Below are 22,051 nucleotides of genomic sequence, written 5' to 3'. Positions count from 1 at the left end.
GCCGGTTCGGTCACTGCATCATCTGTCGCAGTTGCGGGCTCGGGTCTTCGATCGCTTCGGCGGGGGTGATGTCGTCCTGGGATTCCGGAGGCTGGCTGGCCATAAGGTTCGGGTGCCCGGACAGACGCGGGATCGGCAGTGGCTTGGCGTCGGCCAGGCCGGTACCGCCAGCCTCGGTGGCATTGATCGTCGATTTGCGCGGCTGGGTCAGCACGTGGAAGTCGGTGATCTCGATGATGCCCTTGCCTTCGGCCAGCAGGTGGAAGGAGAAGGCCTTGCGCGCCTCCTCGTTGTCGAAGCCGAAGGTCACTTCCAGCGGCTGGTTGCGCTTGACCAGCGGGAGTTCGGGAATCTCGATCGGCACCGGCTTTTCGAAGGAGCGCGTCTTGAGCGTCACTTTCGCCCCATTGGCGTCCATCTGGATCGCGCGGATCTTCAGGCTCACGGTCGTGTGGGTGTTGGCCGGGAACTCCAGGTACTGCGCGCCGATCAGGTTGTCGGTGTACTCGTTGTCGATCTGCGGCTTCAGGCGGATGCGTTCCTTGGTCGCGAACTGGTATTCGCGGGCCGACTGCGCCTTGGTTACCGACTGGTCGAGGATATCGGCGCGGGCGGTCATCAGGCGGGCGTCACGGCCACTGAAGCGGCCGACGAACTTGGCGCTGTCGGCGATGAAACCGTCACTCTGGTAGCGCCGGCAGACCTGCTGGAAGTCGCACTCGGTGAAGTTGCCCTTGCCGTCGTGGTAACGCTGCATGCCGTTGGTGAAGGAGACCATCTCCCGTCCATTGGTGTATTCGCGGAACAGCGAGCGGCCGGCGATATCCTGCGGCGCCTTGATGGCGAAGTAGTCGAGCACCGAGGATTCCAGGTCGACGTGGCCGTAGACGCCAGCCTTCACGGGCGGCAAAGCGGCCTGTTCCGGTGCAAGGATCAGGTTCAGGCCCCAGGCCGAGGCAAGGCGCACGTTGTCGATGCCGTGGGATTCGTCGGAGGTGACGATCACCAGGGTGTCCTTCAGCACGCCTTTTTCTTCCAGGCCCTTGAGAAAGGCGTCGACAGCGTCGTCCAGGTAGGCGACGGCCGCCTGGCGTGGCGTCAGGTACTTGGCCAGGTATTCCGGGGTGGCCGAATACGGCTGGTGGGTGCCGACGGTGAGCAGGGTGAGCATCCACGGCTGTTTCTTCTGGCGTAGCTGGCCGACATAGTCCAGCGCCCCTTCGAAGAAGGCCTTGTCATCCATGCCCCAGGCGAATTCCAGGTAGGGCTTCTTCTTGAACCAGTCGCGGCCCAGGGTCTTGTCGAAGCCCATGACCGGCATCACCTTGTCCTTGGCCATGAAGCGCAGCCCTGCGCCTTGCAGGAAGTGGGTGCTGAAGCCGGCCTGGTGCATCTGCGCCGGCAGGCATTCGGCGGCACGGGTCGGATTGCCCAGCAGCTCGACGCCCTTGGGCGTGCCGTTGTCGAGCTTGCTGTAGTCACCGCAGAGCATGGCGTAGAGGCCGCGGATGGTCTGGTGGCTGTGCACCACGTAGTCCGGGGTGGTCATGGCGCGCTCGGCCCAGGTGCTCAGGCGCGGCATCATGGATTCTTCGTAACTGCTGCTCAGTGCGGCACGGTTGGTGGCCACGTAGGCGCCGGGAATACCTTCCATGGCGATGATCAGCACGTTCTTCGCCTGGCCGCGGCCGGCCAGCAGCGGAGTGCCGTTGAGGTCATGCTGGGTCAGGCCGGTGACGTCCGGGCGGACTTCCGGCAGGTCGCGGTCGCGCCAGTCCTGATAGGCGATCTCGCCGCTGGTGACAGCGCGGGAGACGAGTTGGTGCGGCAGGTTGAACTGCTTCCACATTTCCGCATCGCTGGGCTGGAAGTACTGCACCGCGGCATGGCTTGCCAGCAGAACCGCCGGCACGGCATAGGCGTAGCGCGGCAGCGGCTTCTCGCGGCGGCGCCAGAGCAATGCGCTGAGCAGGATGCCGGCGCCGATCAGGATCGCCAGGTGCAGGTGGTTGAGGCCGCCGCCCTCGGTGGAGTTGGCGACGAAGGTCGGGTCGGCGAGGAAGTGCAGGTCTTCCGGTGCGGGCATGCGGCCCACGGCGCTGACCAGCTCGGCGGTGCCGATTACCGACAGTGCCCAGACCAGCATGAGCGGAAGGGCGATGAACAGTCGACGGTTGTGCAGGGCGACGACCAGCAGTGTGCCGAGCGCCAGGTCCGACAGGTAGCCCAGCGGGGAGCCCCAGCCAAGGCTGTAGCGCCCGACCAGAGGGACCAGCAGGAAGAGGGCAGACAGGGAAACCAGGTTGCCCCGGGAATTCCACCAGCTAATGAGTTTGCGCACAGTGACTCCGCTACCAAACATCGAATCCCGGAGGGTATCCCACTGATGTGTGGAAATCGCCCGGATGGTCATGATTCTGAAAGATCGGTGTGCTATGTGCCAGTAGACACTGTACTTAGGCAAACATTCGATACGAATCGCGGGAGCGAGCCAGGGCGGGGGAGTGACTTGTTCGGACGGGAATGAAAAAGCCCCTGAAATCTCGCGATTTCAGGGGCTTTTCGGAAGGCTTGGTGCCCAGGGACGGAATCGAACCGCCGACACGGGGATTTTCAATCCCCTGCTCTACCAACTGAGCTACCTGGGCAACGTGGCGCGCATTAAAAGGGTTTTCGAAAAGGGTGTCAAGCGTGCCGCGAAAAAATTTTTCAAATAATACCGAAGCTTACGCGCTGGGCGGGACGTAGCCCTCGGCCTGTGCGTATTCCTCGCCGGAGAGGAACTTGTCCATTTCGGCGGTGAGGAACTTGCGATCCTCGGCGTTCATCATGTTCAGGCGACGCTCGTTGATCAGCATGGTCTGGTGCTTCTGCCATTCGTCCCAGGCTTTCTTCGAAACGTGTTCGAAGATGTCCTGGCCCTTGGCTCCGGGATAGGGCGCGCGATCGAGGCCGGGCAGCTCTTCTTTGAATTTGCGGCACATCACCAGTCGGGTCATGACATTTCTCCTGCGTTCAACACGTCGGCGGCTCGTTTGAGCAGCTTCTTCACCGGGGCGGCAAGGCCGAGCCGCGGCGGGGTGGCGAGGTTATACCAGAGCCAGTCGGCCTCGGCCACGGCGGGGGCTGCGTCCTCGACGCGCACCAGCCAGGGCTCGATGGCCAGCTGAAAGTGGCTGAAGGTATGGGTCAGGCCGGGCAGTTCGCGGCGCTCGCCCAGGCGCAAGGCGTGGCGCTGGGCCAGCGGGGCGAGGGCGGCCAGGTCGTCCAGCTCGGGGAAGCTCCACAGCCCCCCCCAGAGACCCGTCGACGGGCGGCGATAGAGCAGGATGTCGCCCTCGCGGTTGGCCAGGATCGGCATCAGCGTGCGCTTCTGCGGCAGCGCCTTGCGCGGCTTGGACACCGGGAAGTCGGTCTCGCGGCCGAGGAAGTGCGCACGGCAGCCCTCGCGCAGCGGGCAGAGCAGACAGCTCGGCTTGCTGCGGGTACAGAGGGTGGCGCCCAGGTCCATCATCGCCTGGGTGTAGTGGTTGACCCGCTCCTGCGGGGTGAAGCGCTCGGCGGCCTCCCACAGCTGCTTGGCCACCTTGGGCTCGCCCGGGTAGCCGTCGCAGGCGAGGTAGCGAGCCAGTACGCGCTTGACGTTGCCGTCGAGAATCGGCGCGCGCAGGCCCATGGAGATGCTGGCGATGGCGCCGGCGGTGGAGCGGCCGATGCCGGGCAACTCGGCGAGCTGCTCGACGTCACGGGGGAATTCTCCGCCGTGCTGTTCCATCACCGTCTTCGCCGTCTTGTGCAGGTTGCGGGCGCGGGTGTAGTAGCCCAGCCCGGTCCACAGGTGCAGCACTTCGTCTTCCGGCGCGTTGGCGAGATCCGCCACCGTCGGCAGCGCCGTCATGAAGCGGTCGTAGTAGCCCATCACGGTGCTGACCTGGGTCTGCTGCAGCATGATTTCCGAAACCCACACCCGGTAGGGCGTGATGTTCTGCTGCCAGGGCAGGTCATGGCGGCCGTGCGTGTCGAACCAGTCGAGCACGGCCGAATTGAAGCTTTGCGGGGTCACTTCTTGAACAGCCCTTTGAGTGCGTCTTTGAGTTCGGGACTGACCTTGTCGCCGAGCTTCTCTTCGAGTTTCTGGTTCAGCCGGTCCCCGGCCAACCGTGCGGCGATCTTGCCGATGCCGTCCTTGTCCAGGCGGCAGGCCTTGGCGCCCAGCTCCAGCGGGCCGCGGCAGCGTAGCGGCCATTCGATGCCGACGTAGCGCTTGTTCACTTCGCAGGCCGGGTCGGGCATGTCGCTCTTGTCACCTTCGATGGTCACGCCGACGCGATAGTCCATGCCCAGCACGCGCAGGTCGAGGTCGCCGTCAGCCTTGACGGTCAGGCCGGGGATGCTGGCCTTGAGGTCGGGGTTGCTGGCCACGCCGTTGCGGAAGGTGAGGTTGCCCTGCAGTTCGCGGAACGGCGTGTCCTTGCCGCCGTGCTCGGCGCTGAGCGACTTGCGGTTGAGCGTGGCGATGCCCTGGCACAGCTGTTGTTCCAGGTTGGCATTGAGCAGCACGCCCTGAGTCAGGACGATGCGCGCGGTGCCGTTGAGGTTGTCGATCCAGGCCTTTTGACTGTTGCCCTGGGTGCTGATGTCGGCATCCAGGTCCAGCAGGCCCTTCACCGGCGGCTTCTGGCCCTGGGATTCGAGCAGGCGCTCCACCGGCACGTCGGCGATATGCTTCTTCGCCTGCAGGGTCGGTACGTCCTGGCGCACGTCAAGCGTCGCGGTAGCGTTGAACTTGCCGTCGTAGAGCTCGCCGCGCAGGTCGTCGAGGTTGAGCAGGCCGCCCTGGCCGCGCAGCTTGAGCACGGCGTTGTCGATGGGCAGCTTGTCCAGGGTCAGTTGGCCTAGGGTCAGCCCGGCGTCCAGGTCCAGCGCGCGCAGGCGGGCGACAGGCAGCAGCGGGGCGTCGCTCCAGGCCTGCTGGGTCGGTTGGCTGGGCAGCGGGGTGTCGCCCTTGATGGCGCTTTGCTCGGTGCTGGCGACTTCTGCCTTGCGTGCGCTGTTGCTGGCGTTCTGGGCCTGCTTCACCTTGGCGGGCAGGTAGCGGTCGAGATTCAGCTTGTCGCCGGCCAGCTGCGCGCGGATTGCCTGCTTGCTGAAGTCGGCGAGGCCAAGGCTGCCGCTGAAGGTGCTGTCGTCCAGCTTCAGCTTGATATCGTTCAAGGCCAGGCTGTTGCGGGTGCCGCTGATGCGAGCGGCCAGCTCCAGCTTGGTCAGGGTGGTGGTGTCGGCCATTTCCGGCAGGGTCTGGCCAATGCCTTCAAGGAACTCACGCAGGTTGAATGGCGCCAGGGACAGGCCGCCATCGAACTTGGGCTCCTTGTCCAGTTCGCGGGCCTTGATCTCGCCCAGTGCGCGCAGCTGATTGACGCTGACTTTCAGGCCATTCCACTCGGCAACCTGGGCCGCCTGGTCGAGTACCAGCTGGCCCTGGGCGCTGTAGTTGGCGGTCTTGCCCTGGAACGGATCGCCGGAGACTTCGCCGGAAAGCTTGGCGTCTTCGAGCTGATAGCGCTTGAGCGCGCGGTCGAAGCGCAGGTTGCCGGTCAGCTCGGTGCGGGCGCGGATCACCGGCTGGTTGGTGCCCAGGTAGGCGCTGAGCTTGAGCGGGATGTTGCTGCCTTCGCGGATCGCGCCGGTGCTCAGCTCGATACCTTCAACGCTGTAGTTCTTGCCGCTCTGGGCGTCGGCGTAGTCGATGCGGGCGTTCTTTACGCTCAGGCTGTCGATATCCAGTTTCATCGCCTGGTGGGATTGCTGTGCGTCCGCCTTGGCCTGCTCGCTTGGCGCCGGAGCTGGCTGTGCCGCAGGGGTGGTGCCATTGGCAGGCGGCAGGGGCTTGCCGATACTTTCCCAGTTGCCGACGCCACTCTTGTCCTTGTTCAGGGAAAGCGTCAGGCCTTCGACGCGGATATCGCTCATCTGCACTTCCTTGCGCAGCAGCGGCAGCACGCGCACGGACATGGCCAGCAGCTGGGCGTCGGCGAATGGCTTGTCCGGCGCCTGCAGGCTCGCCACGCTGGTGTCATGCAGCTCCAGGCCGAGCCAGGGGAACAGGCTCCAGCCGATGTCGCCCTTGAGGTTCAGTTCGAGGTTGGCCTTGTCCCGGGCGAGCTGGCGGATCTCGTCCTTGTAGTCGTTCGGATCGAAGAAATGGGTCAGCACGAAGCCGGCGGCGACGATGAGCAGCAGCAGGACCAGGGCAATGATGCCGATGATTTTGCCGAACGCTTTCATGGACGGGTCCTTGTTCAGGCGGCGAATGGAATGGCGAGAAAGTATACCAATGACGGGCCGGCACCCCAGCCCGCAAGGCAAGGTGCCGCTACTGCGGGTTTGGAACGGGGACGCGGCGCTCGGTTCCCGCCCTGAGCGAGATCAGGTCGTTTCCAGTGTCAGGCCGAGATGCTCGGCAAAGGCAGCCACGTCGCGCTGGTCGTCCGGTGCTGTCAGCCGCAGTGCGGCGCCCTGCAGCACGGCCAGGCGCTGCGCTTCTTCGAGCAGGCGACGGGCCACGCCGCGATTGCGGGTGAGCTGGCGTACACAGAGGCGGGAAAGTCGCCAGGTATCGCTGTCACGCTCGATCCAGGCGGCACCGAGCAGGCGATCGTTGAAGCGCCCGCTGAACAGCCGGCCCTCGGCAAGCCCGCGCTCGACCAGTTCGGCGGCGTCGGCGAAGGGCGCCAGCAGCCATTGTGGCGCGTCGGCGTAGATCTTCAGCAGGTCCTGGCGGTCCTGGTCGCTGGGCTGGGTCAGGTGCTGGGCGACGACGGGCATGGGCGATCCTCGTGTTCGGGGCGCGCAGTTTAGGACCATCGGCCAGTGCCGACCACCGCCCGTAGCCGCGCAGCGCCCGGCGCGCCTATAATGCCGGCCCTTCTTATAATTACGTGCAGTGTTAGCTGTGGAGCTGGTGATGGCCGAACGCAAGGCATCCGTCGCGCGCGACACCCTGGAAACCCAGATCAAGGTTTCCATCGACCTGGATGGAACGGGCAAGGCCCGCTTCGATACCGGGGTTCCCTTCCTCGAGCACATGATGGACCAGATCGCCCGCCACGGCCTGATCGACCTGGACATCGAGTGCAAGGGCGACCTGCATATCGACGACCACCATACCGTCGAAGACATTGGCATCACCCTCGGCCAGGCCTTCGCCAAGGCCATCGGCGACAAGAAAGGCATCCGTCGCTACGGCCACGCCTACGTGCCGCTGGACGAGGCGCTGTCGCGCGTGGTCATCGATTTCTCCGGACGCCCCGGCCTGCAGATGCACGTGCCGTTTACCCGCGCCAGCGTCGGCGGCTTCGATGTGGACCTGTTCATGGAGTTCTTCCAGGGCTTCGTCAACCACGCCAACGTCACCCTGCACATCGACAACCTGCGCGGGCACAACACCCACCACCAGATCGAGACCGTGTTCAAGGCCTTCGGCCGTGCGCTGCGCATGGCCATCGAGCTGGACGAGCGCATGGCCGGCCAGATGCCGTCCACCAAAGGGTGCCTGTAATGCAGACCGTCGCCGTCATCGACTACGGCATGGGCAACCTGCACTCGGTGTCCAAGGCGCTGGAGCGCGTTGGCGCCGGGCGCGTGCTGGTGACCAGTGACGCCAACGTGATCCGCGAGGCGGACCGCGTGGTGTTCCCCGGCGTCGGCGCGATCCGCGACTGCATGGCCGAGATCAAGCGCCTGGGCTTCGACAGCCTGGTGCGTGAAGTCAGTCAGGACCGTCCGTTCCTCGGCATCTGCGTCGGCATGCAAGCGCTGATGGAGCGTAGTGAAGAGAACGACGGCGTCGACTGCATCGGCCTGTTCCCCGGCCAGGTACGCTTCTTCGGCAAGGACCTGCACGAGGACGGCGAGCACCTGAAGGTGCCGCACATGGGCTGGAACGAAGTGGCGCAGGGCGTCGACCACCCGCTGTGGCACGATATCCCGAACAACGCGCGCTTCTATTTCGTGCACAGCTATTACATCGAGGCGGGCAACCCGCGCCAGGTGGTTGGCCGCGGCCACTACGGGCGTGATTTCGCCGCCGCACTGGCCGATGGCTCGCGCTTCGCCGTGCAGTTCCACCCGGAGAAGAGCCATACCCATGGCCTGCAGCTGCTGCAGAACTTCGCCGCCTGGGACGGGCGCTGGTAAGCCATGGCTCGGCAGAAGGACAAGCCTGCGATCCTCGAGCTCGATGGCGCCCAGCGCCAGAGCGCGGCGCGGGCCATCCAGCGTTTTCTCGAAGACCGCTTCGAGCTGGATGTCGGTTCCTTCGAGGCCGAAGAGGCGCTGGATTTCTTCCTGCGCGAGTTCGGCCCGCTGTTCTACAACAAGGCGATCTTCGACGTGCAATCTCTCCTGAAAGACCGGTTCGAGAGCATCGAAAGCGACTTGTGGGCGCTCGAGAAGAGCTGACCCGACCCCATTCATCTTTGGATTCGAGCAGGTTCAACCCATGCTGATCATCCCCGCAATCGATCTGAAAGACGGCGCCTGCGTGCGCCTGCGCCAGGGCCTGATGGAAGACGCCACCGTCTTCTCCGACGACCCGGTATCCATGGCCGCCAAGTGGGTGGAGGGCGGCTGCCGCCGTCTGCACCTGGTGGACCTGAATGGCGCCTTCGAAGGCAAGCCGGTCAACGGTGAAGTGGTCACCGCCATCGCCAAGCGCTACCCGAACCTGCCGATCCAGATCGGCGGCGGCATCCGCTCGCTGGAAACCATCGAGCACTACGTCCGCGCCGGCGTCAGCTATGTGATCATCGGCACCAAAGCGGTCAAGCAGCCGGAGTTCGTCGCCGAAGCCTGCCGCGCCTTCCCGGGCAAGGTCATCGTCGGCCTCGACGCCAAAGACGGCTTCGTTGCCACCGACGGTTGGGCAGAAGTCAGCGAAGTGCAGGTGATCGACCTGGCCAAGCGCTTCGAAGCCGACGGCGTCTCCGCCATCGTCTACACCGACATTTCCAAGGACGGCATGATGCAGGGCTGCAACGTCGAAGCCACCGCCGCGCTGGCCAACGCCACGCGCATCCCGGTGATCGCTTCGGGCGGCATCCACAATCTGGGCGACATCCAGAAACTGCTGGACGCTCGCACGCCGGGCATCGTTGGCGCCATTACCGGCCGGGCGATCTACGAAGGCACCCTGGACGTCGCCGAAGCCCAGGCGCTGTGCGATAAGGCGGCAGGCGGCAAGCCATAGGCTGCAGGCAAGCGCTTACCTGAAGCCTGAAGCCTGAGGCCTAAAGCCGCTCTTGGAGAAAGCTATGACATTGGCTAAACGCATCATTCCCTGCCTCGACGTGGACAACGGCCGCGTGGTGAAGGGCGTCAAGTTCGAGAACATCCGCGACGCCGGCGACCCGGTGGAAATCGCCCGCCGCTACGACGAGCAGGGTGCGGACGAGATCACCTTCCTCGACATCACCGCCAGCGTCGATGGTCGCGACACCACTCTGCACACCGTCGAGCGCATGGCCAGCCAGGTGTTCATCCCGCTGACCGTGGGCGGCGGCGTCAGGACGGTGCAGGACATCCGCAACCTGCTCAATGCCGGTGCGGACAAGGTCTCGATCAATACCGCCGCGGTGTTCACCCCGGAATTCGTCGGTGAGGCCGCCGCGCGCTTCGGCTCGCAGTGCATCGTGGTCGCCATCGACGCCAAGAAAGTGTCGGCCCCCGGTGAAACCCCACGCTGGGAAATCTTCACCCACGGCGGTCGCAAGCCCACCGGGCTGGATGCAGTGGAGTGGGCGAAGAAGATGGAAGGCCTGGGTGCCGGTGAAATCCTCCTGACCAGCATGGATCAGGACGGTGTGAAGAGCGGCTACGACCTCGGCGTGACCCGCGCCATCAGTGAGGCTGTGGGCGTTCCGGTGATCGCTTCCGGCGGTGTCGGCAACCTGGAGCACCTGGCCGCCGGCATCATCGAAGGCAAGGCCGACGCGGTGCTCGCGGCGAGCATCTTCCACTTTGGCGAGTACAGCGTGCCGGAGGCCAAGGCCTACCTGGCCAGCCGCGGCATCGTCGTGCGCTGATCCCTTCCGGGCCGGGGTTCTCCCGGCCCAACGGCTCTATCGCGAGCCTTTCTCTCCTGCGTCCGGTGGCCGCATCTCTTTCCTGCGCACGAAGCTTGCTAGCCAAAGGCTCCAGTCAAGGTAATGGCGCATCCATGTCCCATTGCCATATTCATAGGGTTTATTGGCGTCAATTCTCCGAGTAAGCTCTGCGCCTTCTCAGAAATGTCATACGCAGGAAATATCTCGATGCTGAAGCGCATTCTGCTCGCATGGCTAGGCTGCGGCCTGCTTCTGGCCAGTGCGGCAAGGGCTGAAACGGATTCTTCGGACTACAGCGTGGTGCTGCTCACCGAGAACTTCCCGCCTTACAACATGGCCATCAATGGCAAGAACTTCGCCCAGGAAGACAGCATCGACGGCATCGCCGTGGATATCGTCAAGGAAATGTTCAAGCGCGCCGGCGTGCAGTACAGCCTGACCCTGCGCTTCCCCTGGGACCGCATCTACAAGCTGGCGCTGGAGAAGCCCGGCTACGGCGTATTCGTCACCGCGCGGCTGCCCGAGCGCGAAAGCCAGTTCAAGTGGGTCGGCCCGATTGGCCCGGACGACTGGGTCCTGCTGGCCAAGGCAGATAGCCCGATCAGCCTGAACAATCTGGATGAAGCGAAGAAATACCGCGTCGGCGCCTACAAGGGCGACGCCATGGCGCAATACCTGGGCGAGCATGGCTTCGAGCCGGTGCTGGCGCTACGTGACCAGGAGAACGCCGCCAAGCTGCGCGACGGCCAGATCGACCTGTGGGCCAGCGGCGACCCAGCGGGCCGCTACCTGGCCAAGCAGGTTGGCGTCACCGGTCTGAAGACCGTGCTGCGCTTCAACAGCGATCAGCTGTTCCTCGCGCTGAACCGCGAGACCCCGGATGCCGTGGTGCAGAAGCTGCAGGCGGCGCTGGACAAGATGCGCGCCGAAGGCTTCGTCGACGACGTGCTCAACAGTTACCTGTAACACCCGAAGGCCGGCCACTCGCCGGCCTTCGTGTTTGGCGTCGACACCCCTCGGCGCCGGTTTTGCCACGGAAGGCAGACGAGCGAAGTATTCCGTCCCCTCTGCAGGGATGCCGCAAGCCCAATAACGATAACCAAGCGAGCGGTATGACCATGCTGAAAGTCCTGATCAAGACCCTGACCCTGGGTCTGTTGCTGGGGGCCGCCACGGCCCGCGCCGAGTTGCCCGCCGATTACAAGATGGTGCTGCTCACCGAGAACTTCCCGCCGTTCAACATGGCGGTGGACGACAAGAACTTCGCCCGCGACGAGGGAATCGACGGCATCAGCGCCGACATCGTCCGCGAGATGTTCAAGCGCGCCGGCATCCAGTACAGCCTGAGCCTGCGTTTCCCCTGGGACCGCCTGTACAAGCTGACCCTCGACAAGCCGGATTACGGACTGTTCTCCACCACCTACACGCCCGAGCGCGTGCCGCTGTTCAAGTGGGTCGGCCCGATCGCCAAGACCAGTTGGGTACTGCTGGCGCCGCCGGGCAGCAGCATCAAGGTCAAGGACCTGAAGGACGCCGCCAAGTACAAGCTGGGTGCCTACAAGAACGACGCCGTCAGCCAGAACCTGGAGAGCCAGGGCATTCCGGTGCTCAACGCGTTGCGCGACCAGGAAAACGTGAAGAAGCTGACCACCGGCGAGATCGACCTGTGGGCCACTACCGATCCGGTCGGTCGCTACCTGGCCAAGCAGGAAGGCGTTTCCGGTCTGCAGACCGTGCTGCGCTTCAACGAGGCGCAGCTGTACCTGGCGATCAACAAGGACACGCCGGACGAGGTGGTAGCCAAGCTGCAGAAGGCGCTGGATGAGATGCGCGCCGATGGCTTTATCGAGCAGGCGACCAATAACTACCTCTAAGATCGGCTTATCGTTGTAGGAGCGAGCTTGCTCGCGAACCCAGCTTCCGCGGATTTCGGTGCCGGGCGCTGTTCGCGAGCAAGCTCGCTCCTACAGAAAGCCGATCCTGGCTACATCTATCGGTAAATCCCATCCCGGCCATGCCCCGCCATGGCGCGGTTGCCGCGCTCGGCGATCATCAGCGGTGGCTGCACCAGCTCGAAGCCCTGGGCCTTCAGCGTCGGCAGAACACGCTTGAGCACCGCCAGGGTCGCCGGTTTCGGGTGGCCGATCATCACCACGGTTCCTTGTTTGCGCGCCAGTTGCAGGCCGCGCTGCATCTGCTGCATCACCGCAGTCTCGCTCGGGTCGTCATCGAGGAATACGTCCCGTGACAGGCTGGCGAGTCCGATCTTCTGCGCCTCGGCGGCGGCCACGGTGGCGGCGCTGGTGCGGCTGTCGAGCAGGAACAGGTGGCGCCGCTGCAGCTCCGCCGCCAGCCAGGCCATGGCCGGGCGGTCGGCGGTCATGCGGCTGCCTTCGTGGTTGTTCAGGCCTTGCACATACGGAACTTTCGCCAGCGCGGCTTGCAGGCGGCGCTCGCGCTCCTGCTGGGTCAGCTCAGGGCTCCAGGCGTAGTCACCGCCGGCCGGGTCCATCGGCATGTGCAGCATCACGGTGCGCCCGCGCTGGTGCGCCTCGCGCGCAAGCTCGGCGGCGTGGGGCGTGTCGGGAATGATCGCCAGGGCGATGGCGGGGGAGATGTCGAGCACCTGGCGGTCGCGCGCCAGGTTCTGCCCGAGGTCGTCGATGACGATGCTGACCAGCGGCTTGCCGCCGTCCGGCCGGGGCGCGGCGGCCACCGGCAGGCACAGCAGCGCACCCAGGCACAGGCCGAACAGCAGCCGGGCCGGGCGCATCGGTCAGTTGTTGCCGCGGCTGACGCTGAGTCCTTTCAGCAGGCTGAGGGCTTGGCTGAGCTGGTAGTCGCCATCCTGCGGGCGATCCTCCGGCGCCTTGCCGGAGGCGGTCGGGCGATCCTGGCCGCCATTGCCGTTGGCCAGGTGGCCCTGCAGGTCGGCTTCCTTGAACCCGTCGAACTCGCTCTTCTCGCGGGTCACCTTGGCACGTTCCACCTCGATGTCCGGGGTGATGCCCTGGGCCTGGATGGAGCGCCCGTTGGGGGTGTAGTAGAGCGCGGTGGTGAGCTTCAGGGCGCGGTCGTTGTTCAGCGGCAGCACGGTCTGCACCGAGCCCTTGCCGAAGCTGTCGGTGCCCATGAGGATGCCGCGCTTCTGGTCCTGCAGGGCGCCGGCGACGATCTCTGCCGCCGAGGCGCTGCCGCCGTTGATCAGCACCACCAGCGGTACGCCGTCGCTCGGGTCGGCCGGGTCGGCGGAGAAGCGCAGCTCGGAGTTGGGGATGCGGCCTTTGGTGTAGACGATCAGCCCCTTGGTGAGGAAGGCGTCGGCCACTTCCACCGCCGACTGCAGCACGCCGCCGGGGTTGTTGCGCAGGTCCAGGATCACGCCCTTGAGCTTGCCCTTGTTGTCGTTGCGCAGCTTGGACAGCGCCTTGACGGTTTCCTCGCCGGTGTTGACCTGGAACTGGGTGATGCGCAGGTAGCCGTAGCCCGGTTCGAGCAGCTGGCTCTTCACGCTCTTGACCTTGATGATGGCGCGCTTGAGGGTGACGTCGAATGGCTTGCCGCCACCGCGCACGATGGTCAGGGTGATCGGCGAGCCGGCCTTGCCGCGCATGCTGTCCACGGCCTCGTTCATCGACTGGCCCTTGGTCGGCTTGCCGTCGATCTTGACGATCAGGTCACCGGGCTGGATGCCGGCGGTGGCCGCCGGAGTGTCGTCGATCGGCGAGATCACCTTGACGAAGCCGTCTTCGCTGCCGACCTCGATGCCCAGGCCGCCGAACTCGCCGCTGGTGCTTTCCTGCAGCTCGGCGAATTCTTCCGGGCCGAGGTAGGCCGAGTGCGGGTCGAGGTTGCTGAGCATGCCCTTGATGGCATTCTCCAGCAGCGTCTTGTCGTCCACCGGTTCCACGTAGGCTGCCTTGACCCGGTCCAGGACCTCGGCGAAGGTGCGCAGTTCGTCGAGCGGCAGCGGAGCCTCCTTGCCGTTGGCCGCAGGAGATGCGGCCGGCGCGTCGGCGGCCTGGACCGCACCGACGCCGAGCAGCAAGGCCAGGGCCAGGGTAGTGAGACGGAAAGCTTGCGACATGTTTGGCTCCTAATGCGTGTTCGCCGCTTATCCCTGCGTGCGACACCAGGTCGAAGGGTCCGCCGGGCGGCCCTGATGGCGAATGGCAAAATACACCGCCGGGGTACTCTGACCCCCGCTGGCTCCCACGGTTGCAATGGGATCGCCCGCTTTGACGGTATCGCCGGCGTCCTTCAGAAGACTCTGATTATGCCCATAAAGACTGAGGTAGCCACCACCGTGGTCGAGAATCACCAGCAGACCGGATCCGCGCAGCCAGTCGGCGAACACCACGCGGCCGCCATGCACGGCGCGCACGGTGCTGCCGGCGGAGGCGCCGATCAGCACGCCATCCCAGGTGGCGCGGGGGTCATCGCCACGTGGGCTGCCGTAGCGCGCGAGGACGCGGCCATCCACCGGCCAGGGTAGCTTGCCCTTGGTGGCGGCGAAGGCGCCGCCAAAGCCGGCGCCGCTGGAAACCAGCGGGCCGCTGTAATCGCTACGTTTGGAGGGTGTTTCGGGCTTCTCGCCGCGTTCGGCCAGCTCGCGCTCGCGTTTGACCCGTTCACGCTCGGCGGCGAGTGCGCGCTGGCGCGCCTCCTCGGCTTCGCGGGCCTGGCGGGCAAGGGTTTCCTCGATGGTCTTGAGGACCTTGTTGAGGTCTTCCTGGCTCTGTTCGCGGTCCTTGAGCTTGCTGCTGCCGTCCTTCAGGTCGCTGTTGAGCTTGGCCAGGGTCTCCTGGCGCGCCTTGCGGGCATCGGCCAGCTCCTGGCGGCGTGCCTCGAGGGCGCTCTGCTGGGCAACCTGCTCGTCCTTCTGCGAGGTGATTTCCTGCTCGACGTTGTTCAACTGGCGCAGGGTCTCGTTGAAGGCCGAGAGCTGCTCCAGGCGCGCCTTGTTGATGTAGTCGTAGTAGGTGAGGGTGCGGCTGAATTTCTCCGGGTGCTCCTGGTTCAACAGGAGCTTGAGATATTCCTCGCGGCCGCTCTGGTAGGCGGCGCGCGCCTGGATGGCGATCAGGCGCTGCTGCTCAAGGCGTGCGCCCTGGAGTTTTTTTTTCTCGGAGTCGAGGCGCTGCAGCTCTTCCTCGTTCTTCTTCATCTCGTCCTGGATCTGGCGGATCTGCTTTTCCAGGTCGCCCATCTGGGTCTCGGTGGACTTGAGCTGCTTCTGCACCCCGGACTTCTCGTCCTGGATGTTCTTCAGGTTCTTCTTCAGCTCGTTGATGTCTTTCTGCGTCTGCTCCAGCTGACGTTGGGCGTCGGCGCGTTCGTCGGCAACGACCGCGAGCGGGCTCAGGAGGCAGATCAGCAGCAACGGAAGGAGGGCGCGAGGCATTGGGCGGCGGGGACCTGAAGTCTGGACGGCCTAGTATGCCCGTGGCGGGCATTAAAAAAAACGCCCCAGGCCGCATGGCGTGGGGCGTTTGCTCTGACCGGCGGGAGCTGGCTCACGTTCCCGCCCAATCGATACCTATTAAAGCAGGGTGACGATCGATTTCCCGGTCATCTCTTTTGGCTGTTCCAGACCCATCAGGTTCAGCAGGGTCGGGGCCACGTCGGCGAGCACGCCACCCTCGCGGATGCTCAGCTTGCGCTTGCCGACATAGACGAAGGGCACCGGCTCGCAGGTATGCGCGGTGTGCGCCTGGCCGGTCATGGCGTCTTCCATCTGCTCGACGTTGCCGTGGTCGGCGGTGATCAGGGCTTCGCCGCCGACCTTGTCCAGCGCCTCGACGATCCGACCGACGCAGGTATCCAGGCACTCGACGGCCTTCACTGCGGCCTCGAACACGCCGGTGTGGCCGACCATGTCGCCGTTGGCGTAGTTGACGATGATCACGTCGAAACGCTGGTTCTCGATGGCGTCGACGATCTTGTCGGTGACTTCCGGCGCGCTCATTTCCGGCTGCAGGTCATAGGTGGCGACCTTGGGCGAAGGGATGAGAATGCGCTCTTCGCCTTCGAACGGCTCTTCACGGCCGCCGGAGAAGAAGAAGGTCACGTGGGCATATTTCTCGGTCTCGGCGATGCGCAGCTGGGTCTTGCCGTTCTTCGCCAGGTATTCGCCCAGGACGTTGTCCAGGGACTCGGGCTTGAACGCGCTGGGTGCCGGGATGCTTGCCGCGTATTGGGTCAGCATCACGTACTCGGCCAGGTGCAGCTCGCGCTGGCGCGGGAACTCCTTGAAGCCCGGCTCGACGAAGGCCCGCGAGAGCTCGCGGGCGCGGTCGGCGCGGAAGTTCATGAAGACCACGGCGTCGCCGTCTTCCACGCGCACCTGCGCGCCGATACGGGTGGCCTTGACGAATTCGTCACTCTCGCCGCGCTCGTAAGCGGCGTTCAGTGCGGCCACGGCGGAATCGGCGGTGAATTCGGCGGTGCCGTCGGTGATCAGGTTGTAGGCGGCTTCGACGCGGTCCCAGCGGTTGTCGCGGTCCATGGCGAAGTAGCGGCCGATGATGCTGGCGGTGCGGCCCTTGCCGATGCGGGCGAAGGCGTCGTCGAGCAGCTTCAGCGAGGGTTCGGCGCTCCTGGGCGGCGTGTCGCGGCCGTCGAGGAAGGCATGCAGGTAGATTTTCTCGGCGCCACGCTGGGCGGCCAGCTCGGCCATGGCGATCAGGTGGTCCTGGTGGCTGTGCACGCCGCCATCGGAGAGCAGGCCGAGGATATGCACGGCCTTGCCGGCGCTCGCTGCCTTGTCCACGGCGGCGGTCAGCACGGGGTTCTGGAAGAACTCGCCGTCGCGGATGGCCTTGGTGACGCGGGTGAAGTCCTGGTAGACGACACGGCCGGCGCCCAGGTTCATGTGACCCACCTCGGAATTGCCCATCTGGCCGTCGGGCAGGCCGACGTCCATGCCCGAACCGGAGATCAGGCCGTGCGGCTGGCTTGCCAGCAGGCGGTCCCAGTTGGGCTTCTTGGCGGCGTAGATGGCGTTGAATTCAGGGCTATCGCTATGGCCGAAGCCGTCCAGAATGATCAGGACCAGCGGTTTGCGCGTTGCAGTCATAGGTACGGCTCTTTCCGAGAATAGGGGTCAGAAAAGGACACACATTTTACCTTTTGGTGCCGACAGACGCCATGATCCCTAGGGTTCAGCCGTCAGATACGCGCGTGTATACTGGCCGGCATTTTTACGTCTGGATGTCCTGCGCATGTCTTCGTTTCTTCCTCGTCTGATCGAATTCGCCACCCACCACTACCTGCTGGTCGGTGCCCTGGTCATCCTGCTGGTGCTCCTGGCCCTGCACGAAATGCGCAAGGGCGGCCGCGCGCTGTCCACCCGCGAGCTGACCGCCATGGTCAACGCCGAACAGGCCGTGGTGCTGGATATCCGCCCGGCCAAGGAGTTCACCACCGGCCATATCGTTGGTGCGCTGAATATCCCGGCGGACAAACTGAACGCCCGCATGAGCGAGCTGGACAAACACAAGGCCAAGACCATCATCGTGGTCGACGGCATGGGCCAGCACTCGGGCACCTGGTGCAGCGTGCTGCAGAAGGCCGGCTACACCGCTGCCAAGCTCTCCGGCGGCATCGGCAGCTGGCGTGGCGATAATCTGCCCCTGGTGAAGTGAGATGCCGTCGACCTTGATCTACACCAGCGCGTGGTGCCCTTATTGCATCCGCGCCAAGGCCCTGCTGGACAAGAAGGGTGTCGCCTACGAGGAAATCTCCGTGGACGGCAAGCCTGGCGTTCGCGCCGAGATGGCCAGCAAGGCGGGCCGCACTTCGGTGCCGCAGATCTGGATCGACGGAACCCACATCGGCGGCTGCGACGATCTTTACGCGCTGGAACGCGCGGGCAAGCTGGATACGCTGCTCTCGGCGTGATCCCTCATTCTGAAACGATGCACAAGAAGGTCCCGAAATGACTGAACAAGCCAGCAACGGCGCAGCCGAACAAGACAACAACCCGCAGTTCTCGCTGCAGCGCATCTACGTACGCGACCTCTCCTTCGAGGCCCCCAAGGCTCCGGAAATCTTCCGCCAGGAGTGGCAGCCGGCCATTTCGATGGACCTCAACACCCGTCAGAAGCAGCTGGACGGCGACTTCTACGAAGTGGTCCTGACCGTTTCGGTGACCGTGAAGAACAACGAGGAAACCGCTTTCATCGTTGAAGTTCAGCAGGCCGGCATCTTCCTGATCAAGGGCCTGGACGCTTCCAGCATGAGCCACACCCTGGGTGCCTTCTGCCCGAACATCCTCTTCCCCTACGCCCGCGAAACCCTGGACAGCCTGGTTGTCCGTGGTTCTTTCCCGGCGCTGATGCTGTCCCCTGTGAACTTCGATGCGCTGTACGCGCAGGAAATCGCCCGCATGCAGGCTTCCGGCGAGATCCCGGCTCAGTAATCGCTGACGCCCGACGAGAAAGGCGCCTTCGGGCGCCTTTTTCTTTGTCTGTAATCTGGTTTGTACGAAATTTGAACAGTCGTGCGAACGCCATGCTCAGCCTGCTGTTGAGCTGTTTATCCACAGACTGTTCCAGCAATTGCTCAAGCCTGTTGTGGGTAAGTGTGCGGGCTCTTTTGTAGGAGCGAGCTTGCTCGCGAAGCGCTTTTGCCGGTGGCGCTGGTGCCATGGCTGTTCGCGAGCAAGCTCGCTCCTACAGGAAGGGAATGCGGGCTGAGCGTTCAAGTTTGGTGCATGCGCACTAGCAGGGCGCAGGTGCAGCGACACTCAACGCGCCGGGAAATGCCTGGGGAGCGCTGCCGTCAGCGCGTTCCAGTTATCGGGCGAAAATCGCTGAAAGCCTTATGTAGCAATGCCTGTAGAGGTTTTCCGTGTTGTGCCTCGGCTCACCGGAAAGGCTCAGGGCGGGTTTTGGCACGCCCTCTGCAATACCCCTGACAACAGCGATTTCAGGGGCCTCGGTACAGGCAGGCTGGGGAACCCCTCTTTTACATCTTGCGAGCGTGTCGCCCGAAGCGGTGGCCGTCGCGGCCGGTTCGGGGGTCCTGGTACAGGCAGGCCGGGAAAGCCCCCTTTTTTATGCCAGCAGGCGTGCCACGGCGCCCTGCGCACCCGTTAGGGGTCCTGGTACAGGCAGGCCGGGGAAACCCCTCTTTTTTGCCCACGCCCCTCCTCTGCGGAGCGGCGTCTCCCGCTTCGGGGCCCCGGACCAGGCAGGCCGGGAAAACCCCGCTTTTATTCGGGCCGCGCGCTGATGTTCAGCCGCCACCGGCCCTGGACTTCACTGCTGTCCCAGGTGCCTTGCAGGCGTCGGGTCGACAGCAGCGTCAGCACAACACCTTTATCCTGTGGCTGCAGTTTCCAGCGCGCCGGTGCATCGCCGATGCGCAACTGGCCCTGTTGCGCCTTGCCGCTGGCGTCGATCTGCAATGCCAGTGCACCGTCCAGATGCCCGGCGCGGACAGCAGGCTGCGCATCCAGAATGAGTACCAGGCCATTCTCCGAAGGCTCTATCCCGAGAATTTGCGCTGGCCCCTCGTGCGCGGGATTGACCAGCCGGCCGATCATCAAACCCAGCAGCAGGCCGAGCACGCACAGTGAAAGCATGACCTTGAGCCACGGCCTGGGCCGCATTTGCTCCTGCGCGGAGGTAGAATGCCCACCGTTCTCAGGCTCGGAGCGCTGCATGTTCCACGTAATCCTTTTTCAACCGGAAATCCCACCCAACACCGGCAACATTATCAGGCTGTGCGCCAACGCGGGCGCAAGCCTGCACCTGATTGAGCCGCTGGGCTTCGAGCTGGACGACAAACGCCTGCGCCGCGCCGGCCTGGACTACCACGAGTACGCCAGCGTGCGCCGCTACGCGAGCCTCGAGGAATGCCTGCAACAGCTCGGCCAACCGCGCCTGTTCGCCTTTACCACCAAGGGCTCGCAGCCATTCCATGAGGTGGCCTATGAGCGCGGCGACGCCTTCCTGTTCGGCCCGGAAAGTCGCGGCCTGCCGGAGGAGGTGCGTGATGCCCTGCCGCCGGAGCAGCGTGTGCGCCTGCCGATGCGTCCGGGCTGCCGCAGCCTGAACCTGTCCAATACCGTTGCCGTAACCGTCTATGAAGCCTGGCGTCAGCACGGCTTCGCCATGGATTGAGCGTTTTTTGTACGGCTCGCGCAAACCCGCGTGGGCTGTGAAGCGCAGCGGCTTGCCCCAAGCTTATCCACAGGCGGGCGCACAGCCGATGTGGGCAACCGACAAATTCCTGCACAGAAACCGAGCAAACCCCCAGACCGCGCATGCTCTGGGCTGTAGCACGTTCCTTCCCCGTTCCGTGCACAGTGTTATCCACAGGTTCTGGGGATGGATGTTGCCGGGAAGTGACCGCGCCTTGCTGACGCTGATCGCGGACGGAGTCCGCTCCTACACCTGACCCCGAGCGTAGGAGCGGACTCTGTCCGCGATTGGCCAAAGCCGGCACGGTGCTCACGGTGATGCAAGAAAAAAGGGCCTTCCGGCCCCTTTTTAATCGCAGGACCTCAGTCGTCGCCGTCCTCGTCCGGGCCGTCGATCTTCATGCCCAGCTCCTTGATCTTGCGGGTCAGGGTATTGCGACCCCAGCCCAGCAGTACCGCGGCATCGCGACGGCGGCCGGCGGTGTGCTTGAGTGCAGTCTCGATCATGATCCGCTCGAAGGCCGGCACGGCGGTGTCCAGCAGGTTCGACTGCCCGCGTCCCAGCGCCTGGTCCGCCCAATGGCGCAGGGCCTGTTCCCAGTTGGCGGCGGGCACGCTGTCCTGCGGCTGGGTCATCAGCTCCGGCGGCAGGTCGTCGACGTGCACTTCGCGGCCGGACGCCATGACGGTGATCCAGCGGCAGGTGTTCTCCAACTGGCGCACGTTGCCCGGCCAACCGAGGTTCTTCAGGTATTCCTCGGTTTCCGGCTTGAGCAGCTTGGGCTCGACCGCCAGTTCCTGCGCCGCGCGGGAAAGGAAGTGCCGGGCCAGGGCCGGGATGTCTTCGCGACGGTCGGCCAGGCGGGGGATATGCACGCGGATGACGTTCAGGCGGTGGAACAGGTCTTCGCGGAATTTGCCCTCGCGCACCAGGTTTTCCAGGTTCTGGTGAGTCGCGGCAATGATCCGCACGTCCACCTTCACCGGCGTGTGGCCGCCCACGCGGTAGAACTCGCCGTCGGCCAGCACCCGCAGCAGGCGGGTCTGAGTGTCCGCTGGCATGTCGCCGATCTCGTCGAGGAACAGCGAGCCGCCGTCAGCCTGCTCGAAACGCCCGCGGCGCTGGTTGGCCGCGCCGGTGAAAGCGCCTTTCTCGTGGCCGAACAGCTCGGACTCCATCAGGTCCTTGGGAATCGCCGCCATGTTCAGTGCGATGAACGGCGAAGCCGCGCGCGGGCTGTGGCGGTGCAGGGCGTGGGCAACCAGCTCCTTGCCGGTACCCGATTCGCCGTTGATCAGCACGGTGATGTTGGAGTGGGAGAGGCGGCCGATGGCGCGGAACACCTCCTGCATCGCCGGCGCCTCGCCAATGATTTCCGGGGTGCGTGTCTGGTTGGCCGGCGCTTCCAGCCCCTGCTGTTCCTGGGCGTGCTGGTTGGCGCGCTTGACCAGGGACACGGCCTCGTCGACGTCGAATGGCTTGGGCAGGTATTCGAAGGCGCCGCCCTGGTAAGAGGCCACGGCGCTGTCCAGGTCCGAGTGCGCGGTCATGATGATCACCGGCAGGCGCGGGTGCACCTCGCGGATCTGCGCCAGCAGGTCCAGGCCACTGGCGCCGGGCATGCGGATGTCGGAGATGATCACGTCCGGCTGCTGCCGGCCCAGGCGGCTCATCACGCTGTCGGCGCTGTCGAAGCTGACAGTGGTCATGCCTTCCTGCTGCAGGGCTTTTTCCAGTACCCAGCGGATGGAGCGGTCGTCGTCGACGATCCAGACGGTCTCTGATCGGCTCATG

General features: G+C 64.7%; 22 protein-coding genes and 1 tRNA gene. 11 read left to right on the top strand and 12 right to left on the bottom strand.

What is annotated here, in order from left to right; translation table 11 throughout:
- Positions 1-10 precede the first annotated feature (10 nt).
- The 6 genes from L6D89_RS06595 to L6D89_RS06570 form a co-directional block, all read right to left on the bottom strand.
- The gene (locus L6D89_RS06595) at positions 11-2,341 is read right to left on the bottom strand and encodes an LTA synthase family protein (protein WP_236199155.1); all 2,331 of its coding nucleotides are present in this window, start codon (positions 2,339-2,341) and stop codon (positions 11-13) included.
- Positions 2,342-2,572: 231 nt separating this feature from the next.
- A tRNA-Phe gene (locus tag L6D89_RS06590) sits at positions 2,573-2,648 on the bottom strand.
- A 78-nt stretch (positions 2,649-2,726) separates the two neighbouring features.
- Positions 2,727-2,999, bottom strand: coding sequence for an oxidative damage protection protein (locus L6D89_RS06585; protein WP_236171135.1), 273 nt, complete (start codon positions 2,997-2,999; stop codon positions 2,727-2,729).
- On the bottom strand, positions 2,996-4,063 hold the full coding sequence (gene mutY / locus L6D89_RS06580) for an A/G-specific adenine glycosylase (RefSeq protein WP_236199154.1): 1,068 nt from the start codon (positions 4,061-4,063) through the stop codon (positions 2,996-2,998). The genes L6D89_RS06585 and mutY overlap by 4 nt, the downstream gene beginning before the upstream one ends.
- Positions 4,060-6,288 (bottom strand): AsmA family protein, encoded by a 2,229-nt coding sequence (locus tag L6D89_RS06575; protein ID WP_236199153.1) that lies wholly within the window; start codon positions 6,286-6,288, stop codon positions 4,060-4,062. The genes mutY and L6D89_RS06575 overlap by 4 nt, the downstream gene beginning before the upstream one ends.
- A 141-nt stretch (positions 6,289-6,429) precedes the next feature.
- Positions 6,430-6,828: an acetyl-CoA sensor PanZ family protein gene (locus L6D89_RS06570; RefSeq protein ID WP_236199152.1), complete on the bottom strand. Its 399-nt coding sequence runs from the start codon at positions 6,826-6,828 to the stop codon at positions 6,430-6,432.
- A gap of 139 nt (positions 6,829-6,967) precedes the next feature.
- Here L6D89_RS06570 and hisB point away from each other — a divergent pair, with 139 nt between their 5' ends.
- The 7 genes from hisB to L6D89_RS06535 all read left to right on the top strand — a co-directional run bounded on the left by hisB (position 6,968) and on the right by L6D89_RS06535 (position 11,980).
- The gene (gene hisB / locus L6D89_RS06565) at positions 6,968-7,561 is read left to right on the top strand and encodes an imidazoleglycerol-phosphate dehydratase HisB (protein WP_015479330.1); all 594 of its coding nucleotides are present in this window, start codon (positions 6,968-6,970) and stop codon (positions 7,559-7,561) included.
- The gene (gene hisH, locus L6D89_RS06560) at positions 7,561-8,199 is read left to right on the top strand and encodes an imidazole glycerol phosphate synthase subunit HisH (RefSeq protein ID WP_024762242.1); all 639 of its coding nucleotides are present in this window, start codon (positions 7,561-7,563) and stop codon (positions 8,197-8,199) included. The genes hisB and hisH overlap by 1 nt, the downstream gene beginning before the upstream one ends.
- Positions 8,200-8,202: 3 nt before the next feature.
- Positions 8,203-8,463, top strand: coding sequence for a DUF2164 domain-containing protein (locus L6D89_RS06555; protein ID WP_236199151.1), 261 nt, complete (start codon positions 8,203-8,205; stop codon positions 8,461-8,463).
- A 40-nt stretch (positions 8,464-8,503) separates the two neighbouring features.
- Positions 8,504-9,250: a 1-(5-phosphoribosyl)-5-[(5-phosphoribosylamino)methylideneamino]imidazole-4-carboxamide isomerase gene (gene hisA / locus L6D89_RS06550; protein ID WP_236199150.1), complete on the top strand. Its 747-nt coding sequence runs from the start codon at positions 8,504-8,506 to the stop codon at positions 9,248-9,250.
- A gap of 64 nt (positions 9,251-9,314) precedes the next feature.
- Positions 9,315-10,085 carry an imidazole glycerol phosphate synthase subunit HisF gene (hisF, locus tag L6D89_RS06545; RefSeq protein ID WP_236199149.1) on the top strand — a complete coding sequence of 257 codons (771 nt, stop codon included), beginning with the start codon at positions 9,315-9,317 and terminating at the stop codon, positions 10,083-10,085.
- Positions 10,086-10,316: 231 nt separating this feature from the next.
- Complete coding sequence (locus L6D89_RS06540) at positions 10,317-11,072, top strand: substrate-binding periplasmic protein (RefSeq protein WP_373874934.1); 756 nt, start codon at positions 10,317-10,319, stop codon at positions 11,070-11,072.
- Between the two features lie 152 nt (positions 11,073-11,224).
- Positions 11,225-11,980 carry a substrate-binding periplasmic protein gene (locus L6D89_RS06535; protein ID WP_236199285.1) on the top strand — a complete coding sequence of 252 codons (756 nt, stop codon included), beginning with the start codon at positions 11,225-11,227 and terminating at the stop codon, positions 11,978-11,980.
- A gap of 116 nt (positions 11,981-12,096) precedes the next feature.
- Here L6D89_RS06535 and L6D89_RS06530 read toward each other — a convergent pair whose 3' ends face one another.
- The 4 genes from L6D89_RS06530 to gpmI form a co-directional block, all read right to left on the bottom strand.
- The gene (locus tag L6D89_RS06530; RefSeq protein WP_236199147.1) at positions 12,097-12,879 is read right to left on the bottom strand and encodes a divergent polysaccharide deacetylase family protein; all 783 of its coding nucleotides are present in this window, start codon (positions 12,877-12,879) and stop codon (positions 12,097-12,099) included.
- Positions 12,880-12,882: 3 nt separating this feature from the next.
- Positions 12,883-14,193 carry a S41 family peptidase gene (locus L6D89_RS06525; protein ID WP_236171142.1) on the bottom strand — a complete coding sequence of 437 codons (1,311 nt, stop codon included), beginning with the start codon at positions 14,191-14,193 and terminating at the stop codon, positions 12,883-12,885.
- A gap of 27 nt (positions 14,194-14,220) precedes the next feature.
- Positions 14,221-15,510, bottom strand: coding sequence for a murein hydrolase activator EnvC family protein (locus tag L6D89_RS06520; RefSeq protein ID WP_236199146.1), 1,290 nt, complete (start codon positions 15,508-15,510; stop codon positions 14,221-14,223).
- 138 nt (positions 15,511-15,648) lie between these two features.
- Positions 15,649-17,184 (bottom strand): 2,3-bisphosphoglycerate-independent phosphoglycerate mutase, encoded by a 1,536-nt coding sequence (gene gpmI / locus L6D89_RS06515; RefSeq protein ID WP_236199145.1) that lies wholly within the window; start codon positions 17,182-17,184, stop codon positions 15,649-15,651.
- Between the two features lie 145 nt (positions 17,185-17,329).
- Here gpmI and L6D89_RS06510 point away from each other — a divergent pair, with 145 nt between their 5' ends.
- From L6D89_RS06510 to secB, 3 genes are read left to right on the top strand one after another with little or no spacing between them, the layout of a single operon-like run.
- A complete protein-coding gene (locus tag L6D89_RS06510; protein ID WP_236171145.1) occupies positions 17,330-17,752 on the top strand; it encodes a rhodanese-like domain-containing protein in 423 nt (140 codons plus the stop codon).
- A 1-nt stretch (position 17,753) separates the two neighbouring features.
- Positions 17,754-18,008 carry a glutaredoxin 3 gene (grxC, locus tag L6D89_RS06505; protein WP_024762249.1) on the top strand — a complete coding sequence of 85 codons (255 nt, stop codon included), beginning with the start codon at positions 17,754-17,756 and terminating at the stop codon, positions 18,006-18,008.
- A 37-nt stretch (positions 18,009-18,045) separates the two neighbouring features.
- The gene (gene secB, locus L6D89_RS06500) at positions 18,046-18,528 is read left to right on the top strand and encodes a protein-export chaperone SecB (RefSeq protein WP_024762250.1); all 483 of its coding nucleotides are present in this window, start codon (positions 18,046-18,048) and stop codon (positions 18,526-18,528) included.
- Positions 18,529-19,323: 795 nt separating this feature from the next.
- On the opposite strand, the gene L6D89_RS06495 is transcribed toward secB, so the two are convergent.
- Entirely contained in the window at positions 19,324-19,776 is a 453-nt protein-coding gene (locus L6D89_RS06495) for a hypothetical protein (RefSeq protein ID WP_236199144.1), read from the bottom strand.
- Here L6D89_RS06495 and trmL point away from each other — a divergent pair.
- Positions 19,775-20,236 carry a tRNA (uridine(34)/cytosine(34)/5-carboxymethylaminomethyluridine(34)-2'-O)-methyltransferase TrmL gene (trmL, locus tag L6D89_RS06490; RefSeq protein ID WP_236171147.1) on the top strand — a complete coding sequence of 154 codons (462 nt, stop codon included), beginning with the start codon at positions 19,775-19,777 and terminating at the stop codon, positions 20,234-20,236. The two genes, L6D89_RS06495 and trmL, sit on opposite strands and share 2 nt — an antisense overlap.
- A gap of 383 nt (positions 20,237-20,619) precedes the next feature.
- On the opposite strand, the gene ntrC is transcribed toward trmL, so the two are convergent.
- Positions 20,620-22,050, bottom strand: a complete 1,431-nt coding sequence (gene ntrC, locus L6D89_RS06485; RefSeq protein ID WP_236199143.1) for a two-component system response regulator NtrC — start codon at positions 22,048-22,050, stop codon at positions 20,620-20,622.
- Position 22,051: the final 1 nt, after the last annotated feature.

It is taken from the genome of Pseudomonas pseudonitroreducens (assembly GCF_021603645.1).
GTDB classification, from domain to species: Bacteria; Pseudomonadota; Gammaproteobacteria; order Pseudomonadales; family Pseudomonadaceae; genus Pseudomonas; species Pseudomonas pseudonitroreducens.
Note: the sequence above shows the minus strand (reverse complement) of the source record. Positions and strands in the feature narration are given on the sequence as shown.

What these genes read in the sequence shown, in the direction of transcription:
- L6D89_RS06585 (WP_236171135.1), bottom strand. Translation starts at nt 2,999, where the DNA reads ATGACCCGACTGGTGATGTGCCGCAAATTCAAAGAAGAGCTGCCCGGC.
- L6D89_RS06575 (WP_236199153.1), bottom strand. Translation starts at nt 6,288, where the DNA reads ATGAAAGCGTTCGGCAAAATCATCGGCATCATTGCCCTGGTCCTGCTG.
- L6D89_RS06570 (WP_236199152.1), bottom strand. Translation starts at nt 6,828, where the DNA reads ATGCCCGTCGTCGCCCAGCACCTGACCCAGCCCAGCGACCAGGACCGC.
- hisB (WP_015479330.1), top strand. Translation starts at nt 6,968, where the DNA reads ATGGCCGAACGCAAGGCATCCGTCGCGCGCGACACCCTGGAAACCCAG.
- hisH (WP_024762242.1), top strand. Translation starts at nt 7,561, where the DNA reads ATGCAGACCGTCGCCGTCATCGACTACGGCATGGGCAACCTGCACTCG.
- L6D89_RS06555 (WP_236199151.1), top strand. Translation starts at nt 8,203, where the DNA reads ATGGCTCGGCAGAAGGACAAGCCTGCGATCCTCGAGCTCGATGGCGCC.
- hisA (WP_236199150.1), top strand. Translation starts at nt 8,504, where the DNA reads ATGCTGATCATCCCCGCAATCGATCTGAAAGACGGCGCCTGCGTGCGC.
- hisF (WP_236199149.1), top strand. Translation starts at nt 9,315, where the DNA reads ATGACATTGGCTAAACGCATCATTCCCTGCCTCGACGTGGACAACGGC.
- L6D89_RS06535 (WP_236199285.1), top strand. Translation starts at nt 11,225, where the DNA reads ATGCTGAAAGTCCTGATCAAGACCCTGACCCTGGGTCTGTTGCTGGGG.
- L6D89_RS06530 (WP_236199147.1), bottom strand. Translation starts at nt 12,879, where the DNA reads ATGCGCCCGGCCCGGCTGCTGTTCGGCCTGTGCCTGGGTGCGCTGCTG.
- L6D89_RS06525 (WP_236171142.1), bottom strand. Translation starts at nt 14,193, where the DNA reads ATGTCGCAAGCTTTCCGTCTCACTACCCTGGCCCTGGCCTTGCTGCTC.
- L6D89_RS06520 (WP_236199146.1), bottom strand. Translation starts at nt 15,510, where the DNA reads ATGCCTCGCGCCCTCCTTCCGTTGCTGCTGATCTGCCTCCTGAGCCCG.
- gpmI (WP_236199145.1), bottom strand. Translation starts at nt 17,184, where the DNA reads ATGACTGCAACGCGCAAACCGCTGGTCCTGATCATTCTGGACGGCTTC.
- L6D89_RS06510 (WP_236171145.1), top strand. Translation starts at nt 17,330, where the DNA reads ATGTCTTCGTTTCTTCCTCGTCTGATCGAATTCGCCACCCACCACTAC.
- grxC (WP_024762249.1), top strand. Translation starts at nt 17,754, where the DNA reads ATGCCGTCGACCTTGATCTACACCAGCGCGTGGTGCCCTTATTGCATC.
- secB (WP_024762250.1), top strand. Translation starts at nt 18,046, where the DNA reads ATGACTGAACAAGCCAGCAACGGCGCAGCCGAACAAGACAACAACCCG.
- trmL (WP_236171147.1), top strand. Translation starts at nt 19,775, where the DNA reads ATGTTCCACGTAATCCTTTTTCAACCGGAAATCCCACCCAACACCGGC.
- L6D89_RS06495 (WP_236199144.1), bottom strand. Translation starts at nt 19,776, where the DNA reads ATGCAGCGCTCCGAGCCTGAGAACGGTGGGCATTCTACCTCCGCGCAG.
- ntrC (WP_236199143.1), bottom strand. Translation starts at nt 22,050, where the DNA reads ATGAGCCGATCAGAGACCGTCTGGATCGTCGACGACGACCGCTCCATC.